This is a genomic window from Streptomyces sp. S3(2020) (assembly GCF_013044505.1).
Classification (GTDB): domain Bacteria; phylum Actinomycetota; class Actinomycetes; order Streptomycetales; family Streptomycetaceae; genus Streptomyces.
The window spans coordinates 22,773-38,079 of sequence record NZ_JABERD010000016.1 but is presented as its reverse complement, the minus strand read 5'-3'; the positions used below and the strand labels follow the sequence as shown (position 1 = coordinate 38,079).

17 protein-coding genes are annotated in these 15,307 nt (G+C 72.1%); 12 read left to right on the top strand and 5 right to left on the bottom strand.

Features of this window, described 5'->3' with window-relative positions; all coding sequences use genetic code 11:
- Positions 1-48: 48 nt before the first annotated feature.
- On the bottom strand, positions 49-1,713 hold the full coding sequence (gene hutU, locus HLK59_RS08190) for a urocanate hydratase (protein ID WP_171140602.1): 1,665 nt from the start codon (positions 1,711-1,713) through the stop codon (positions 49-51).
- Between the two features lie 172 nt (positions 1,714-1,885).
- On the opposite strand from hutU, the gene HLK59_RS08185 reads away from it, so the two are divergent.
- The 5 genes from HLK59_RS08185 to HLK59_RS08165 all read left to right on the top strand — a co-directional run bounded on the left by HLK59_RS08185 (position 1,886) and on the right by HLK59_RS08165 (position 5,602).
- Positions 1,886-3,214, top strand: a complete 1,329-nt coding sequence (locus tag HLK59_RS08185; RefSeq protein WP_171140640.1) for a diaminopimelate decarboxylase — start codon at positions 1,886-1,888, stop codon at positions 3,212-3,214.
- A 187-nt stretch (positions 3,215-3,401) separates the two neighbouring features.
- On the top strand, positions 3,402-3,806 hold the full coding sequence (locus HLK59_RS08180; protein WP_171140601.1) for a hypothetical protein: 405 nt from the start codon (positions 3,402-3,404) through the stop codon (positions 3,804-3,806).
- Positions 3,803-4,681 (top strand): MarR family transcriptional regulator, encoded by an 879-nt coding sequence (locus HLK59_RS08175; protein ID WP_171140600.1) that lies wholly within the window; start codon positions 3,803-3,805, stop codon positions 4,679-4,681. Before HLK59_RS08180 ends, HLK59_RS08175 begins: the two co-directional genes overlap by 4 nt.
- Before the next feature lie 34 nt (positions 4,682-4,715).
- A complete protein-coding gene (locus HLK59_RS08170; RefSeq protein ID WP_171140599.1) occupies positions 4,716-5,201 on the top strand; it encodes a roadblock/LC7 domain-containing protein in 486 nt (161 codons plus the stop codon).
- A gap of 26 nt (positions 5,202-5,227) precedes the next feature.
- Positions 5,228-5,602, top strand: coding sequence for a hypothetical protein (locus HLK59_RS08165; protein WP_171140598.1), 375 nt, complete (start codon positions 5,228-5,230; stop codon positions 5,600-5,602).
- 12 nt (positions 5,603-5,614) lie between these two features.
- On the opposite strand, the gene HLK59_RS08160 is transcribed toward HLK59_RS08165, so the two are convergent.
- The 3 genes from HLK59_RS08160 to HLK59_RS08150 form a co-directional block, all read right to left on the bottom strand.
- Positions 5,615-6,208, bottom strand: coding sequence for a hypothetical protein (locus HLK59_RS08160; RefSeq protein ID WP_171140597.1), 594 nt, complete (start codon positions 6,206-6,208; stop codon positions 5,615-5,617).
- 126 nt (positions 6,209-6,334) lie between these two features.
- Positions 6,335-7,249: a MurR/RpiR family transcriptional regulator gene (locus HLK59_RS08155; RefSeq protein WP_171140596.1), complete on the bottom strand. Its 915-nt coding sequence runs from the start codon at positions 7,247-7,249 to the stop codon at positions 6,335-6,337.
- Positions 7,246-8,943 (bottom strand): aromatic amino acid ammonia-lyase, encoded by a 1,698-nt coding sequence (locus HLK59_RS08150; RefSeq protein WP_171140595.1) that lies wholly within the window; start codon positions 8,941-8,943, stop codon positions 7,246-7,248. Before HLK59_RS08150 ends, HLK59_RS08155 begins: the two co-directional genes overlap by 4 nt.
- Before the next feature lie 141 nt (positions 8,944-9,084).
- Between HLK59_RS08150 and HLK59_RS08145 the strand changes: the two genes are divergently transcribed.
- From HLK59_RS08145 to HLK59_RS08120, 6 genes are all read left to right on the top strand, one after another.
- Positions 9,085-10,122, top strand: a complete 1,038-nt coding sequence (locus HLK59_RS08145) for an ATP-binding cassette domain-containing protein (protein WP_171140594.1) — start codon at positions 9,085-9,087, stop codon at positions 10,120-10,122.
- Positions 10,119-10,760, top strand: coding sequence for an ABC transporter permease (locus tag HLK59_RS08140; RefSeq protein WP_171140593.1), 642 nt, complete (start codon positions 10,119-10,121; stop codon positions 10,758-10,760). The genes HLK59_RS08145 and HLK59_RS08140 overlap by 4 nt, the downstream gene beginning before the upstream one ends.
- The gene (locus HLK59_RS08135) at positions 10,760-11,422 is read left to right on the top strand and encodes an ABC transporter permease (protein WP_171140639.1); all 663 of its coding nucleotides are present in this window, start codon (positions 10,760-10,762) and stop codon (positions 11,420-11,422) included. The genes HLK59_RS08140 and HLK59_RS08135 overlap by 1 nt, the downstream gene beginning before the upstream one ends.
- A gap of 10 nt (positions 11,423-11,432) precedes the next feature.
- A complete protein-coding gene (locus HLK59_RS08130; RefSeq protein WP_171140592.1) occupies positions 11,433-12,365 on the top strand; it encodes an ABC transporter substrate-binding protein in 933 nt (310 codons plus the stop codon).
- A gap of 147 nt (positions 12,366-12,512) precedes the next feature.
- Positions 12,513-12,950 (top strand): carbonic anhydrase, encoded by a 438-nt coding sequence (locus HLK59_RS08125; protein ID WP_346779672.1) that lies wholly within the window; start codon positions 12,513-12,515, stop codon positions 12,948-12,950.
- A gap of 81 nt (positions 12,951-13,031) precedes the next feature.
- Positions 13,032-13,472, top strand: a complete 441-nt coding sequence (locus HLK59_RS08120; protein WP_171140591.1) for a hypothetical protein — start codon at positions 13,032-13,034, stop codon at positions 13,470-13,472.
- 9 nt (positions 13,473-13,481) lie between these two features.
- Here the strand turns inward: HLK59_RS08120 and HLK59_RS08115 are convergent, their stop codons facing one another.
- A complete protein-coding gene (locus tag HLK59_RS08115) occupies positions 13,482-14,243 on the bottom strand; it encodes an SDR family oxidoreductase (protein WP_171140590.1) in 762 nt (253 codons plus the stop codon).
- A 153-nt stretch (positions 14,244-14,396) separates the two neighbouring features.
- Between HLK59_RS08115 and HLK59_RS08110 the strand changes: the two genes are divergently transcribed.
- Positions 14,397-15,224, top strand: a complete 828-nt coding sequence (locus tag HLK59_RS08110) for a helix-turn-helix transcriptional regulator (RefSeq protein ID WP_171140589.1) — start codon at positions 14,397-14,399, stop codon at positions 15,222-15,224.
- Positions 15,225-15,307 lie beyond the last annotated feature (83 nt).

Below are 15,307 nucleotides of genomic sequence, written 5' to 3'. Positions count from 1 at the left end.
AGGAACCGCCGGTCGGGCCGCCGCTGTGCGGGCGGCCCTCTTGCTGCGTCACGCGTCGTCACCTTCACGCATCGGCACCCGCACGCCCCGCTCGTCGGCGACGGACACCGCGATGTCGTAGCCCGCGTCCACGTGCCGGATGACGCCCATGCCGGGGTCGTTGGTCAGTACGCGCCGGATCTTCTCGCCGGCGAGCTTCGTGCCGTCGGCCACGGACACCTGGCCCGCGTGGATGGAGCGGCCCATGCCGACGCCGCCACCGTGGTGGATGGAGACCCAGCTGGCGCCCGAGGCCACATTGACCATGGCGTTCAGCAGCGGCCAGTCGGCGATGGCGTCCGAGCCGTCGAGCATCGCCTCCGTCTCGCGGTACGGCGACGCCACCGATCCGGAGTCGAGGTGGTCGCGGCCGATGGCCAGCGGAGCCGCCAGCTCGCCGCTCGCCACCATGTCGTTGAACCGCTCGCCGGCCTTGTCGCGCTCGCCGTAGCCGAGCCAGCAGATACGGGCGGGCAGGCCCTGGAAGTGGACCCGCTCGCCGGCCATCTTGATCCAGCGGTGCAGGGATTCGTTCTCGGGGAAGAGGTCGAGGATCGCCTTGTCGGTCTTGTGGATGTCCGAGGCCTCGCCGGACAGGGCGGCCCAGCGGAAGGGGCCCTTGCCCTCGGAGAAGAGCGGTCGGATGTAGGCGGGGACGAAGCCGGGGAAGGCGAACGCCCGCTCGTATCCAGCGAGTTGGGCCTCGCCGCGGATCGAGTTGCCGTAGTCGAAGACCTCGGCGCCGGCGTCCATGAAGCCGACCATGGCCTCGACGTGCCGCGCCATCGACTCGCGGGCGCGGGTGGTGAAGCCGGCCGGGTCCTTGGCCGCGTAGGAGGCCATGTCGTCGAAGTCGACGCCGACGGGCAGGTAGGAGAGCGGGTCGTGGGCCGAGGTCTGGTCGGTCACGATGTCGATGGGGGCGCCCTCGGCCAGCATCTGCGGGAAGAGTTCGGCGGCGTTGCCGAGCAGGCCGATGGAGAGCGGCCTGCGGGCGTCCCGGGCCTCGACCGCCAGTTGCAGCGCGTGCCGCAGGTTGTCGGCCTTCACGTCCAGATAGCGGTGCTCGATGCGGCGCTCGATGGCGCGCGGGTCGACGTCGATACAGATCGCGACACCGTCGTTCATGGTGACCGCGAGCGGCTGGGCGCCGCCCATGCCGCCGAGGCCGGCGGTGAGGGTGATCGTGCCGGCGAGGGTGCCGTTGAACTTCTTCGCGGCGACGGCGGAGAAGGTCTCGTAGGTACCCTGGAGGATGCCCTGGGTGCCGATGTAGATCCAGGAGCCGGCGGTCATCTGGCCGTACATGGTCAGGCCGAGGGCCTCCAGGCGGCGGAACTCCTCCCAGTTCGCCCAGTCGCCGACGAGGTTGGAGTTGGCGATCAGCACGCGCGGCGCCCACTCGTGGGTCTGCATGACCCCGACGGGCCGGCCGGACTGGACCAGCATCGTCTCGTCCTGCTTGAGCGTGCGCAGGGTGCGGACCATCGCGTCGTAGGAGCGCCAGTCACGCGCCGCCTTGCCCGTGCCGCCGTAGACGACGAGCTTGTCGGGGTGTTCGGCGACCTCGGGGTCGAGGTTGTTCTGCAGCATCCGCAGGGCGGCTTCCTGCTGCCATCCCAGGGCACTCAGTTCCGTACCGCGCGACGCTCGGACGGGGCGGGGTCCTGACATGGTCTGCCTCCTAGCGGACTGTTGCTGTCGTTATTCACATCCTGACTTTCTGAATAGACCTAGTCAATAGCGCGGTCCCCCGGCGTGGGGCGGGAAGCGGTGTTTGGCTGGACATGTAGGCACGGACAACGACCTGACGGGGGACGGCGTGGACAACGGCAGCGGGGAACACATGGCGCGTGCGGCGCGGCGGGACGAGGCGGTGCGGGCCGCGGTGGAGCAGGGGCTGCTGGGGCCCGACCGCCCCATCGTCGGCCTTCTGGACGTGACCGGCATCCGGGAGTCGGCGGCCGAGCTGCGGGCGGCGTTCGACGCGGTCACCGCGCCCGGCACCCCGGTGCTGCACGCCTTCGCGGTGAAGGCGACCCCGCTGGTGCCGGTGGTGCGGCTGCTGCGGGAGGCGGGCATCGGGGCGGAGGTGGCCAGTCCGGGCGAGCTGGCGCTGGCGCGGGCGGCGGGGGTGCGTCCGGAGATGACCGTGCTGGACTCGCCCGCGAAGACTCCGGCCGAGCTGCGGGAGGCGCTGGCGCTGGGGATCGCCGTCAACGCGGACAATCCGCAGGAGCTGGACCGTATCGACGCGCTGATGAGGTCCGCCACAAGCCGCTCCCCCCTCGGGATCCGGGTCAATCCGCAGGTCGGCGGGGGTTCGATCGGGGCGACGTCGACGGCCACGGCGACCTCGAAGTTCGGGGTGGCGCTGCGGGACGAGGGCGCGCGGGAGTGGATCGTGCGCGCCTACGCCGACCGCCCCTGGCTCACCCGGCTGCACGCGCACACCGGCTCCCAGGGCATCCCGCTGTCGCTGATGGCGCAGGGGGCCGCCGAGACGTACGCGCTCGCCGAGGAGATCAACCGGAGCATCGGGCGGCGGCAGATCGACACCGTCGACATCGGCGGCGGGCTGCCGGTGAACTTCGGCTCGGACGCGACGGCGCCGACGTACGCGCAGTACGCGCGGCTGCTGAGCGAGGCGGTGCCGGGGCTGTTCGACGGGCGGTACGGGCTGGTCACCGAGTTCGGGCGGTCGCTGCTGGCCAAGCACGGGACGGTCGTGGCGCGGGTCGAGTACGCCAAGAGCGCGGGCGGGCGGTCGGTCGCGGTGACGCACGCGGGGGTGCAGGTGGCGACGCGGACGGTGTACGTGCCGGGGTCGTGGCCGCTCAGGATCGCGGCGTACGACGCGAAGGGGCGGCCCAAGGAGGGGCCGGAGGTGGTGCAGGACATCGCCGGTCCGGCCTGTTTCTCGGGGGATCTGCTCGCCGAGGGGCGGGCGCTGCCGCTGCTGGAGCAGGGGGACTACGCGGCGGCGCTGGACACGGGGGCGTACTACTTCGCGCATCACTACGCGTACAACTCCCTGGCGCGGCCGGGGATCCACGGTTTCGCCCCGGACGGGGGCGGCGGGGTCGCCTTCGCGACCGTCCGCACGCCGCAGACGACCGCCGAGATCGTGGCCGAATCGGGAGGGGCGCACGCGGACGGGCTCACCACCCTCTGAGCAACCGCGCGCCATTGACGCACGCCGGTGGACATGTGGGTCAACTGTTCGGAAAACGAGCTCAGTTGACCCACCTTAGTCACCCGGCGAATGTTCCACCGGAAAATGCCAGATTCCTCACCCCTCACGCACACCCTGCGTAGTTTCGGCGTCACTCAGCCGAACCCCATGCGGGAGGGGAACCGCGGTGCCCGGAATCGACGAGTGTCTGCTCGAAGCCATGCAACTACCAGGTGCCCGGGGCGTCGCCCTGGTCGACTGGACGAGCGGGCTGGCTCTGGGCACCGCCGGGGAGTCACCGGGCGGCGACCACGAGGCGGCCGCGGCGGAGGCGGCCGAGCTGGCCCGACTGGCCGCCGAACACCGGGCGTTCGCCCCGGACGACCCCAAGGACCCGGCGGACGGAGCCGCCGACCCACCGGTCGAGGACGTGATCATCAGCAACCGGGACAGCTACCACGTCCTGTGCTTCGTCCGGACGTCCTTCGACAGCAGCGTCTTCCTGCATCTGTGGCTGGCCCGCGTGGAGGGCAACCTCGCGCTGGCCCGTATCCGCCTCGGTGAGATGACCGGACGGCTGGTGCTCGGATGACCACGGTAAGGACCCCACCGCCGCCCCGGCTGCCGGTGCGGGACAAGGCGGAGGCCCGCGACCGGGCGTGGGGCGGCGTCTCACCGATGCTGACCCGGCTCGCCGCCGAACGGGCCACCGGCGTCCTCGTCCGCGAGCGCGGCACCCTGCATCTCGCCGAGGGCCGGGTGGTGCACGCCGAGAGCCCCCTGGCGCCGGGCCTCGACGTGCTCCTCACCGCCCACGGCACACTCGACGCCGACACCTGGAACCAGGCGGCCGCCGAGGCCGACGGCGCTCCCGGCGCCGGGCTCCTGCTGGCCGGGCGCGGCCGGCTCACCCGGGGCGCGCTGGAGCTGTGCCACCTGGAGGCGCTGTACGACGCCGCCTACTTCGCGCTCGCGCCCAGCAGCAGCCCGGGCCGCTTCCGGTACACGGGCGCGGGGCGCCTCGGTGCCGTGCACCCGGTCACCGTGGCCGCCCTGGAGCACGAGACGCTGCGCCGCCGCGACCTGCTGCACCGCATCTGGCCCGACCCCGCGACCGACGAGGCACCACTGCTGCACTGCGACACCCTCGCCGCCCCCGGCCTCACGGCCCGCCAGCGGGCGGTGCTGCACCTGGTCGACGGCGTCCGCGCGGCGCCGGACATCGCCCGCCGGCTGGGCCGCCCGGCGTTCCACACCCTGGTGGACGTACGGCGGCTGGCGGCGGCCGGGGTCGTGACCCGCGACCCTGCGGCCACACCCGGCCCCACGACCCGCGGCACGCCCACTCCCCTGGAAGTCCGCGGTCCCGCACGCCCCTCCGATGCGGCCATGACCGACCCGTTGAGGGTCGCCGATCCCGACATCACGCTGCTGAAGAGGCTCAGGGATGCGCTGGAGTCCCTTTGAGCGACAGCGGGCACGCGCCGAGAGGAGAGACCTGATGGCGGCCGAACCCGAGATCCTGGACGAGCTGCGCCGGTTGAGAAGCCGGGTGCCGCACCTCACCGGTGCCCTGGCGGCGAGCGTCGACGGACTCGTCATCGCCCAGGACACACCCGGCGTCGAGCCCGAGGGCATGGCGGCGCTGACGGCCGCCGCGCTCGGCGTCGCCGTACGGCTGGCCGACGCGACCGGGCAGGGCGACTTCCGCGAACTGCTGGTGCGCGGGGCGTACGGCTATGTGTCGACGTACTCGGCGGGCCGCACGGCCGTCCTCACCCTGCTCGCCCAGGACGGGGTGAGCATCGGGCGCCTGCATCTGGAGGGCCGTCGCGCCAGTGCCCGCATCGGGGACCTCGTCGACTCCCGGGCCCCCGCCGAGACGCCCGCGAAACCGGCCAGGGCGCCCGCCCGGACCGGCACCCCACGAACGAGAACGGCGCGCGCGCCACGTACCACCAACGCGCGCACATCCACCGAAAGTTGAACCCGAGTAGAGGGGCACACACAGCCATGGCCAACACCGAAACCTGTCTCAAGGAAGCTCTCGCCTCCATCGAAGGCGCGACCGGAGTCGCCCTCGTGGACTACACCAGCGGTATGGCGCTCGGCACGATGGGCGGCAGCAAGGGCTTCGACCTGAACGTCGCGGCCGCCGGGAACACCGACGTCGTGCGCGCCAAGATGCGCACCATGGAGCATCTGGGGCTCAAGGGCCAGATCGAGGACATCCTCATCTCGCTGTCCGACCAGTACCACCTGATCCGTCTGATCAGCGGTCGCGGCGGCAACGGCCTGTTCATCTACCTGGTCCTGGACGCCAAGCGCTCGAACCTGGCGATGGCCCGTCACCAGCTGCGGAAGATCGAGGAGGACCTGGAGGTCTGACGAGCGAACCGCTCAGACCAGTGCCGCGGCACGGCGGCGCGCCCCGCCCGGGGCCGCGTCGCCCGCCGCGATGCCGGTGCCGCGGTACGCCTTGACCGCCTTGCCGGCCGGGCGTCCGCCGCGTGCGTCGAGCCAGTCGACCCGCACCCACAGCAGGGCGTCCTCGGCCCGCTCGCGCCGCCCGAGCCACGCGGCCTTCAGCCGCAGTCCCACGCCGGTCCCGGCGAGCAGCATGCCGCCCGCCGCGGGCAGGACGAGGGAGCTGGCGAGCGCGGCCGCGAAGGCGAGCAGCAGCCACCAGCGGTGACCGTGGCGCCAGTTCCGCACGGTCACCGCGCGGTCCTGGAGCACATCGTGCTTGCCGGCGCGGGCGGCACCGCGGGTCAGGGCGGTGTAGCGCTTGCGCCGGCGGTACGACACGACGGCCGCCGCGACGATGAACAGCGCCGCCCCGGCCAGGACGCCGATCCGGCGCCCGGTCAGCCCCGGCACCAGGACACCCACACCGGCGGCGAACACCCCGGCCCACCACAGCGGCGCGGCCCCGGCGCGTACGACGACGGCCACCCGGGCCAGACCTTGAGCTCTGCGATCTCCGCGTGCCACGTTCCGCCTCCTCGCCGTACCGGCACAGTCCTTCGGCGGCGCAGGCTAGTAAGCGAACGTGAGACGAGTCTTAAAGCGTCTTAAGCCGCTCTTGAAGCCGCACTTGAAGCCGCTCTCGAAGCCACGTCACTCCACGAAAAGACCCCGCGCCGCCGCCCGCGCGTCGAACTCCTCCAGGCGGGCCTGCGCGTCCGGCAGGTCGTCGCACATGGCCTCCAGCAGCACCCGCCCGAGCAGCATCGGCGCGCACGCGGTGTCGAAGGCGAGCCCGGTGCCGACGGCGGCCGGGAGCAGCAGATCGGACACCTTGGCGACCGGCGCGAACGCGGAGTCGGCGACGGTGACGACGGTCAGCCCGGCCTCCTTCGCGTACGCGAGGGTGTCCACGACCTCCCGTGGATGCCGGGGCAGCGCGAAGCACAGCAGCGTCGAGGCGCCCGCGCGGACGGCGGCGTCGATCCGGTCGTGGATCATCGTGCCGCCCTCGTGGAGCAGCCGTACGTCCGGATGGACCTTGGCGGCGAAGTACGCGAAGCCGTACGCCTGGGAGGCCGCGGCCCGAAGGCCCAGCACCGGCAGCGGACGCGAGGCCGCCAGGAGCCGTCCGGCCTTCTGCACGGGCCGCGGGTCGGCGAGCAGCTCCGCCAGGTGCCTGAGGTTCTCGATCTCGGCCTCGACGGCCTGCTGGTACTCGTTGTACGACGCCGAGGCCGCGCTCTGCTCGGCGGGCGCGACCTCGCGCAGGTGCTTGCGCAGGGCCGGGTAGCCGTCGAAGCCGAGGGCGACCGCGAAGCGGGTCACGGACGGCTGGCTGACCCCGGCGAGCTCGGCCAGCTCGACGCTGGACAGGAACGGCACGTCGGCGGCGCGCCGCACCATGCTGTGCGCGATGCGCCGCTGGGTCGGTGTGAGCCGGTGCCCCTCGAAGAGCGCCTGGAGCCGTGCGGCCGGGCTGTCGGCCGCGGCCGGGGCCGTGGTCCGCTCGGCCGACTCCTGCGCCGGCTCTTCCGCCGTTTCCTCCGCCGTCTCCTCCGCGCTCATGACTCGCTCCCCCTCCAGATGTCCGTGAACCGGTCGAGCAGTGCGGTCGCCGCCGTCACGTCGTCCGTGAGCGGCCGGTCGGCCTGGTCCTCGTCGAGCACCGACTTGGCGAGCTCCAGCGCGCGGCCCACCGGGAGGTCCGGGTCGGGGCCGAGGTCGCGCTGGCGCAGCGCCCGTACGGCGGCGACGAGTTCGCAGCCCACCACCAGACGGTACGCACCGCACGCCCGCAGTGTCTGACGTGCGGCGAGCGAGGCGAAGCTGGCCTGTTCCTCGACGCCTCGGGAGAGTACAGCGTGACCGAGCGACGCGGGGGCCGAGAAGGCCCGCAGATCGCCGAGGGCGGCGCCGGCGGCGTACTCCAGGATCATCACGCCGGAGGAGGCGGGTTCGTGGTCGGCGAGGAAGGGGCGCAGACGGGTGTAGGCGGGTTCGTTGAGGGTGGAGAGCCGTGACGTCGACAGCCGGGCGACCTGCGTCAGCGCCAGCCTGAAGTGGTCCAGGGCGAGGACGAGTTGGGCCTGGTAGAAGCCGCCGTGATGGTAGGCGGCCATGTCCTCGGGGATGATCAGCGGGTTCTCCGCGGCCGCGTTGATCTCGATCGCGACGACCGCCTCCAGGGCGTCTGCGGCGTCATGGGCGGGACCGTGGATCTGGGGCAGACACCGGAAGCCGTACGGGTCCTGGATCCGTCCGAGCGGCGGGGTGGGCCGCTCGTCGGCGCCGATCAACTCCCGCATCCGCCGCGCCACTTCGGCGGACCCCCGGTGCGGCCGGGCGGCGTGCACGGGCGCCGCGTACGCCTCGTGCGACCCGTCCACGGCGAGCAGCGACAGCGCCCCGACGACCTGCGTGGCCTCCAACAGCCCACGCAGCTCGTGCAGGGCGAGGGCGGCCTGCCCGAGCGTGAGGGCGTTGCTGCTGATGAAGGCGAGCGCGTCGTTGTTGTCGAGGAGCTGCGGCGCGGGAGCACCGCCCACACCTCGGAACCCACCGGAGGCAACCGCACCGACCCCACCGAAGGCACCGGCAAGTCGCGCGCCCGCGGCACCGGAAGGCCCCGCGCCCGAGCCCCCGACAGCGCCACCCACGCCGAGCCCGCCGGAGGTGCCGCCCGCACCGGGCCCGCCGAAGCTGCCGGAAACACCCCCGCCCGCGTCCGCCGCGTCCCGCCACGGGTGTTCCCCCGCCAACGCCAGCCCCACCTGGGCCAACGCGGCGATGTCCCCGGTCCCGACCGAGCCGAACTCGTTGACGACCGGGTAGGCCCCGTTCTCCAGCGCCTCGCACAGTGCGGTGACCACGGTCGGCCGCAGCCCCGCGCCGCCGGCCAGCAGCTGGTTCGCCCGCACCGCGAGCATCGCGCGGACCTGTCTCGCCGGGAGCTCCTCCCCGATCGCCCCGGCGTGGCTGCGCAGCAGCCGCAAGCCGTGTTCCGCGGCCGCCTCGGTGGGCACGGACTCGTTCCGGTTGGCGCCGACCCCGGTGGAGCGGCCGTAGACGCGTCCGGTCGCGGCGATCTGCCGGGCGGCGTCCCAGGACTCGTTCACCCGCTTCATCGCATCGGTGCCGGGCACCGGCCGCGCGACCCCGTCGGCGAGCCGCACGACGTCCGCGATCCCGAGTCCGATCCCGTCGAGGACGACGAGGCCGGTGTGCACCGGAAAAGGTGTGTCCACGATTCGAGACGACATAAAGCCCAAACTCCCCTCAACCCGGACACACGATCTTGCCTGCCGGTCATCCGTTACTTCGGATTTACACCAACCCGTTGACAAGTTATTCAGCTACAGAGAACTCTGCATGACGTTATACAGCCGGGCAAGGGACATCTCATGATCCAGTTCGACGCGGTGCACAAGCGCTTCCCCAACGGCACGACAGCAGTCCACGACCTGACCCTCGACATGCCGGAAGGCGGCGTGACCGTCCTCGTCGGATCCTCCGGCTGCGGCAAGACGACCACCCTCAGAATGATCAACCGGATGGTCGAACCGACCTCCGGCACCATCAAGGTGGCCGGCAAGGACATCACCCACCAGGACGCGGCCGAACTGCGCCGCTCCATCGGCTACGTCATCCAGCAGGCCGGCCTCTTCCCGCACCGCACGGTGCTCGACAACATCGCCACCGTGCCGCTCCTCCTCGGCCACGGCCGCAAGAAGGCCCGCGCCCGCGCCGCCGAGCTCCTGGAGACCGTGGGCCTGGCACCGGACGCCGGCAAGCGCTACCCGCACCAGCTCTCCGGCGGCCAGCAGCAGCGCGTCGGTGTGGCCCGCGCGCTGGCCGCCGACCCGCCGGTGCTGCTCATGGACGAACCGTTCGGCGCGGTCGACCCTGTCGTGCGCACCCAGCTCCAGGACGAACTCCTGCGGCTCCAGAAGGAGTTGGGCAAGACCATCGTCTTCGTCACGCACGACATCGACGAAGCGGTCCGGCTCGGCGACCGCATCGCCGTCTTCCGCACCGGCGGCCACCTCGTCCAGTGCGCCGGCCCCACCGAACTCCTCGCCCGCCCCGCCGACGACTTCGTGGCCGACTTCCTCGGCGCCGAGCGCGGTCTCAAGCTGCTCTCGCTGAAGAGCCTGGCGGAGGTTCCGCAGGGTCCGGCCCCGGAAGGGGGCGCCTGGACCCTCGTACTCGACGAGGCCCGCAAGCCGCTGCACTGGAAGTCGGAGGCCGCCGAAGTCCCCGTACGGCCGCTGGCCGACGGCGACTCCCTGCTGGCGGCGCTCAACGAGTCCATCGCCTCCCCCACCGGCCTGATCGCCCGTGTCGACGCCGACGGCGTCCTCACCGGTGTCTCGTCCCGTGACGACATCCACCGGCACGCCGGACAGGCGCACAGCGAGGCCAGGGTGGTGACCGCATGACCATCGACTGGTCGTGGATCGGCGACCACACCGACGACCTCACCACCCTCACGGTCTCCCACCTCCAGGCAGCCCTCAGCGCCGTCTTCCTCGGCGTCCTGATCTCGCTCCCGCTCGCGGTGATCGCCCACCGGGTCCGGCCCCTGCGCGGCTTCCTGCTGGGCCTCTCGAACGTCCTGTTCACGATCCCGTCGATCGCGATCTTCGTGCTCCTGCTGCCGGTCAGCGGCCTGACCCGCACCACGACCGTGATCGGCCTGACCGTCTACACGCTGGTCGTGCTGCTCCGGAACACCGTCGAGGGCCTCGACTCGGTCCCCGCGAAGACCAAGGAGGCGGCGAAGGCGATGGGCACCCGCCCGCTGCGCACGCTCCTCACCGTCGAGTTCCCGCTCGCGCTCCCCGTGATCATGGCGGGCGTCCGCATCGCGACGGTCATGTCGATCTCGCTGGTGAGCGTCGCCACCTACATCGGCGACGGCGGCCTCGGCCAGCTCTTCACCGACGGCTTCCAGCGCAACTTCCCGACCCCGGTGATCGTCGGCGTGGTCCTCACGATCCTGCTCGCGGTGGTCGCGGACGCCCTGCTGGTCGCCCTCCAGTACGTCCTCACCCCGTGGAAGAGGCGGCGAGCCTGATGTACGAACTCTTCAAGAACCTCGGCACCTGGCTGACCAGCGGCGCGAGCTGGTCCGGCTCGGACGGCATCGCCCACCGGCTCGCCGAGCACCTCCAGTACTCGCTGCTCGCGACCCTCATCGCGGCCGCGATCGGCCTCCCGCTCGGACTGCTGATCGGCCACACCGGCAAGGGCGCGTTCGTCGCGATCAACCTCGCGTCCTTCGGCCGCGCACTGCCCACCGTCGGCCTGGTGGTCCTGGTCTTCCTGGCCGGCGGACTGTCGATGCTGCCGGTGTACGTCGCCCTGGTCGCCCTCGCGGTCCCGGCGATCGTCACCAACACCTACGCCGGGATGACCGCCGTCGACCCGGACGTCCGCGACGCCGCCCGCGGGCAGGGCATGCGCGGCCACCAGGTGCTGTTCCAGGTGGAGTTCCCGCTCGCGCTCCCCCTGATCATGACGGGCCTGCGCCTGGCGCTGATCCAGGTCGTCGCCACGGCGACCATCGCCGCGTACGTCTCCTTCGGCGGCCTCGGCCGCTACGTCTTCGACGGTCTGGCCCAGCGCGACCTCGTGCAGGTGCTCGGCGGCGCGGTGCTGGTCGCCGTGATCGCCGTGGTCCTGGACCTGGCCCTGTCCGGCCTCCAGCGCTTCCTCTTCCGCCACCGCACTGCCTAGGGACCCCTCGATGAACCGACGCACTCTCCTCGGCGGCCTCTTCGCAGCGGCCTCCGTCCCCGTACTGACCGCCTGCTCGGGCGGCATCACCTCGCTCGACGGCGGCGGCTCCGGCACCGGTGGCGGCGGCTCCAGCAAGGACGGAGTCACCATCGGCACGGCCAACTTCACCGAGAACCAGGTGCTGGGCTACCTCTACGCGGCCGTCCTGGAGGCGGCCGGCGTGAAGGTGAAGGTCCGCCCCAACCTCGGCACCCGCGAGATCCTCATCCCCGCCCTCAAGGGCGGCGACATCGACCTGCTGCCCGAGTACCAGGGCGCCCTCCTGCACTACCTCGACCCGAAGGCCACGGCCACCGAGGAGGGCGAGATGCAGAACGCCCTCGCCGTCGCGCTCCCCGCCGGGCTCCAGGTGCTGCCGTACGGCATGGCCGAGGACTCCGACGCCTTCGTCGTCACCCAGGAGACGGCGCGGAAGTACGGCCTGACCTCCCTCGCAGACCTGCGCAAGCAGAACGGCAAGCTGGTCATCGGCGCGGCGCCGGAGGTGAAGAAGCGTCAGGTGGGTGTCGTGGGGCTCAAGGACGTGTACGGCGTCGAGTTCAAGGAGTTCAAGTCGCTGGACTCCTCGGGGCCGCTGGTCAAGGGCGCCCTGAAGAAGGGCGACGTGGACGTGGCGAACCTCTTCACCACCGACACCGACATCCAGGCCAACGACTGGGTGGTGCTGACCGACCCCAAGAACCTCATCCCCGGACAGCACGTCGTCCCGCTCATCGCCGACCGCAAGGCCGACTCCACGGTCCGCAAGGCCCTCGCCCGCCTCGGCAACGTCCTCACCACCGCCCAGCTCACCGAGCTCAACCGCCAGGTGGACAAGGACAAGAAGGACCCGGAGGACGTGGCGAACGCGTACGCGGCACAGCACGGGCTGGCGAAATGAACCGGAGTGAACCGTCGATGATCTGACGAGGAATCCGCCAAGAGTCGTTAAACGGGTACGCAAGGTGATCGAGCGCTACCCGTACGACTCCTGAGGACACGTCATGGCCACCGCCCTCTCCCGGCGGCCGCGCGGCACCCCTTCGCGGTGATCGTCGGCTGCGTCGACTCCCGGGTCCCGCCCGAGCTGGTCTTCGACCAGGGCCTCGGCGACCTGCTGTGCACAAGGACGGCCGGCCAGGTCCTCGACGAGGCGGTGCTCGCGTCCGTCCAGTACGGCGTCGAGGAACTGCGCATCCCGCTGGTGCTGGTGCTCGGCCACGAGCGCTGCGGGGCCGTCGCGGCGACCCTGGAGCACGTGCGCACCGGCGCGCCCGTCCCCGGCCATCTGAGCCTGCTGGTGGACGAGATCACCCCGTCCGCCCGCCGCACCCGCGCCCTGCCCGGCGACTGGGCCGAGCACACGATGACGGCCCACACGGCCTGGGTACGGGACGCGATCCGCGCGGACCCGGCGTTCCACGGAGCCCATGTGGCGGCCGCCCGCCTCGACCTCGGCACCGGCCTCGTCTCCCTCCTCCCCTGAACCCGGTCCCGGGGATCCCGACCACGAACAGGGGGGCTATCCCCAGTGCGGCAGGCGTCGGCGCTGCCTAGCTTGGATTCCATGAGCGGAATGGACGCGCGGGACGCCGAACTGAAGAAGGAACTCGACGCCACCCTTCAGGCACGCAGGGAACTGGGCGAGGAGTACGAGTCCGCGCTGGTCGACTCCTTCCTGGAGAAGGTCGACCAGCGCATCGACGGCGCGGTGGAGCGCCGGGTGCGCCGGCAGATGGCCGAGCAGCAGATGGTGGTGGCCCGGGGCTCCCGGTCGCCGAAGCCGACGGACTCCTGGGGGGAGCGCTTCGGCTTCGGCATCGTCTCCCTGGTCCTGGCGATCCCGCTGTCCGCGATCGGCGGCGGCGTCGCCCATCTGCCGGGCCTGCTGGTCGCCTGGGCCGGCATCGTGGGCGTGAACGCCTTCCAGGCGGTGCGCACCAACCCGGAGCTCTTCCGGGGCAGGCGCCACCGCCATCACAAGGGCGACGACGCCTGGGAGGACTGACCGGGCGGCTCACGCCTGCCGGGTCGGCAGCACCATGATCTGGCGCAGGTTGACGTGCCGGGGCCGGCTGCCGACGTACGCCACCACGTCGGCGATCTCCTCCGCGGCCAGCAGGCCCACCGACTCGATCATCCCGCCGACCTGGTCCCGCAGACCGTCGTTGTCGATGTGCGAGGCGAGCTCGGTCTCCGTCAGCCCCGGCTCGATGTTGGTGACCCGGACGTCCCGCGGCCCGAACTCGGTGCGCAGGGACTGGGAGAGATAGGTGAGCGCGGCCTTGGTCGCCCCGTACACCGCGTAGGTGGGGAACGGGATGTGCGCGCCGACGGACGAGATGTTCACCAGGTCCGCGGTCCGCCCGTCCCGAGCGGCGCCCACCAGGTCCGCGCCGAAGGCGCGGATCACCCGCAGCGCCCCGGTGAGATTGGTGTCGATCATCCGCTGCCACTCGTCGATACGACCGTCGTCGACGGGGTTGGGCAGCATGACACCGGCGTTGTTGACGACCAGGTCGACCGCCCCGAAGGCGCCGTGAACCCGTGTGACGGCCGCGTCGACGGACGCGGCGTCGGTGATGTCCGCGACCACGGCCAGCGCCTGCCCGCCGTTCGCCCGGATCTTCCCGGCGACGGCCTCCAGCCGCTCCCCGCGCCGGGCGAGCAGCGCGACCCTCGCCCCCTGCGCGGCGAGCAGCACGGCCACGGCCTCGCCGATCCCGCTCGCGGCGCCGGTGACGACAGCGGTGCGGCCGGCCAGATTCTCGTACGACATCGCGGTGCTCCTTGAGTGTCGGGAGTCCGCCGGGGCACTCGCCCGGCGGCACCGACCACCCTGCGCCGCCCCGCCCCGGCTACCCAGGGATGAGCTTTTCCTGGGTCTGCCAGTACCAGGTTCGGATCCCGCCGCTCCCCTACGATCGAACCCATGGACGGGGACCTCGGAGACTTTCTGCGCTCGCGCCGCGGCCGTATCCAGCCGGACGAGGTGGGGCTGGCCTCGCACGGGCGGCGCCGCGTACCCGGTCTGCGCCGGGAGGAGGTGGCGCAGCTGGCGGGTGTGAGCGTCGACTACTACATCCGTCTGGAACAGGGCAGGGGCCCGAGTGTGTCCGATGCCGTCCTGGACGCGATCGCGCGCGTACTGCGCATGGACGAGACCGAGCACGCCTATCTGCTGGCGGTGGCCCGGCCGCCGAAGAAGGGCGGGCGCCGCCGGTCCGCGCCCCGCGTCCGCCCCGGCGTGCAGCTGCTGCTGGACAGCATGGAGCGCACCCCGGCCTTCGTCCTCGGCCCCGGTATGGAGGTCCTGGCCTGGAACGCGCTCGGCGACGCCCTGCTCGGCCTCAGCCGGATGGCTCCCGCCCGGCGCAACATCGTCCGCCAGCTCTTCCTGGAGCCCGGGGGCCGCGATCTCTACCCCGACTTCGCCGCGGTGGCCGCCCAGACCGTCGCCCACCTCCGTCTGAGCGCGGGCGCCCGTCCCGACGACCCCGTCCTGCGCGAGCTGGTCGGCGAACTCTCCCTCAAGAGCGAGGACTTCCGCCGTCTGTGGGCCGACCATCAGGTGAGGGCGTGCATGTACGGCGTGAAGCGCGTCCGGCATCCGGTGGCGGGTCTGCTGACCCTCCCCTACGAGTCACTGGTCCTCCCGGAGGCCCCGGACCAGACGCTCGTGGTGTACACACCGGAGCCGGGGTCGGAGACGGCGGAGAGGCTTGCGCTGCTGGGGAGTTGGGCCAGTACGGGCGCGTAGGGAGAAGCTGTGCGCGGGGACCGCCGCACCCCCGTTACCGGGGGGCGGGACGACGGCGGTCCCCGCGAGGGACGCTGACCGGG

Bases quoted from the DNA above. Each gene is read 5' to 3' on its own strand.
- hutU (WP_171140602.1), bottom strand. From the start codon at position 1,713: ATGTCAGGACCCCGCCCCGTCCGAGCGTCGCGCGGTACGGAACTGAGT.
- HLK59_RS08185 (WP_171140640.1), top strand. From the start codon at position 1,886: ATGGCGCGTGCGGCGCGGCGGGACGAGGCGGTGCGGGCCGCGGTGGAG.
- HLK59_RS08175 (WP_171140600.1), top strand. From the start codon at position 3,803: ATGACCACGGTAAGGACCCCACCGCCGCCCCGGCTGCCGGTGCGGGAC.
- HLK59_RS08170 (WP_171140599.1), top strand. From the start codon at position 4,716: ATGGCGGCCGAACCCGAGATCCTGGACGAGCTGCGCCGGTTGAGAAGC.
- HLK59_RS08165 (WP_171140598.1), top strand. From the start codon at position 5,228: ATGGCCAACACCGAAACCTGTCTCAAGGAAGCTCTCGCCTCCATCGAA.
- HLK59_RS08155 (WP_171140596.1), bottom strand. From the start codon at position 7,249: ATGAGCGCGGAGGAGACGGCGGAGGAAACGGCGGAAGAGCCGGCGCAG.
- HLK59_RS08150 (WP_171140595.1), bottom strand. From the start codon at position 8,943: ATGTCGTCTCGAATCGTGGACACACCTTTTCCGGTGCACACCGGCCTC.
- HLK59_RS08145 (WP_171140594.1), top strand. From the start codon at position 9,085: ATGATCCAGTTCGACGCGGTGCACAAGCGCTTCCCCAACGGCACGACA.
- HLK59_RS08140 (WP_171140593.1), top strand. From the start codon at position 10,119: ATGACCATCGACTGGTCGTGGATCGGCGACCACACCGACGACCTCACC.
- HLK59_RS08135 (WP_171140639.1), top strand. From the start codon at position 10,760: ATGTACGAACTCTTCAAGAACCTCGGCACCTGGCTGACCAGCGGCGCG.
- HLK59_RS08130 (WP_171140592.1), top strand. From the start codon at position 11,433: ATGAACCGACGCACTCTCCTCGGCGGCCTCTTCGCAGCGGCCTCCGTC.
- HLK59_RS08120 (WP_171140591.1), top strand. From the start codon at position 13,032: ATGAGCGGAATGGACGCGCGGGACGCCGAACTGAAGAAGGAACTCGAC.
- HLK59_RS08115 (WP_171140590.1), bottom strand. From the start codon at position 14,243: ATGTCGTACGAGAATCTGGCCGGCCGCACCGCTGTCGTCACCGGCGCC.
- HLK59_RS08110 (WP_171140589.1), top strand. From the start codon at position 14,397: ATGGACGGGGACCTCGGAGACTTTCTGCGCTCGCGCCGCGGCCGTATC.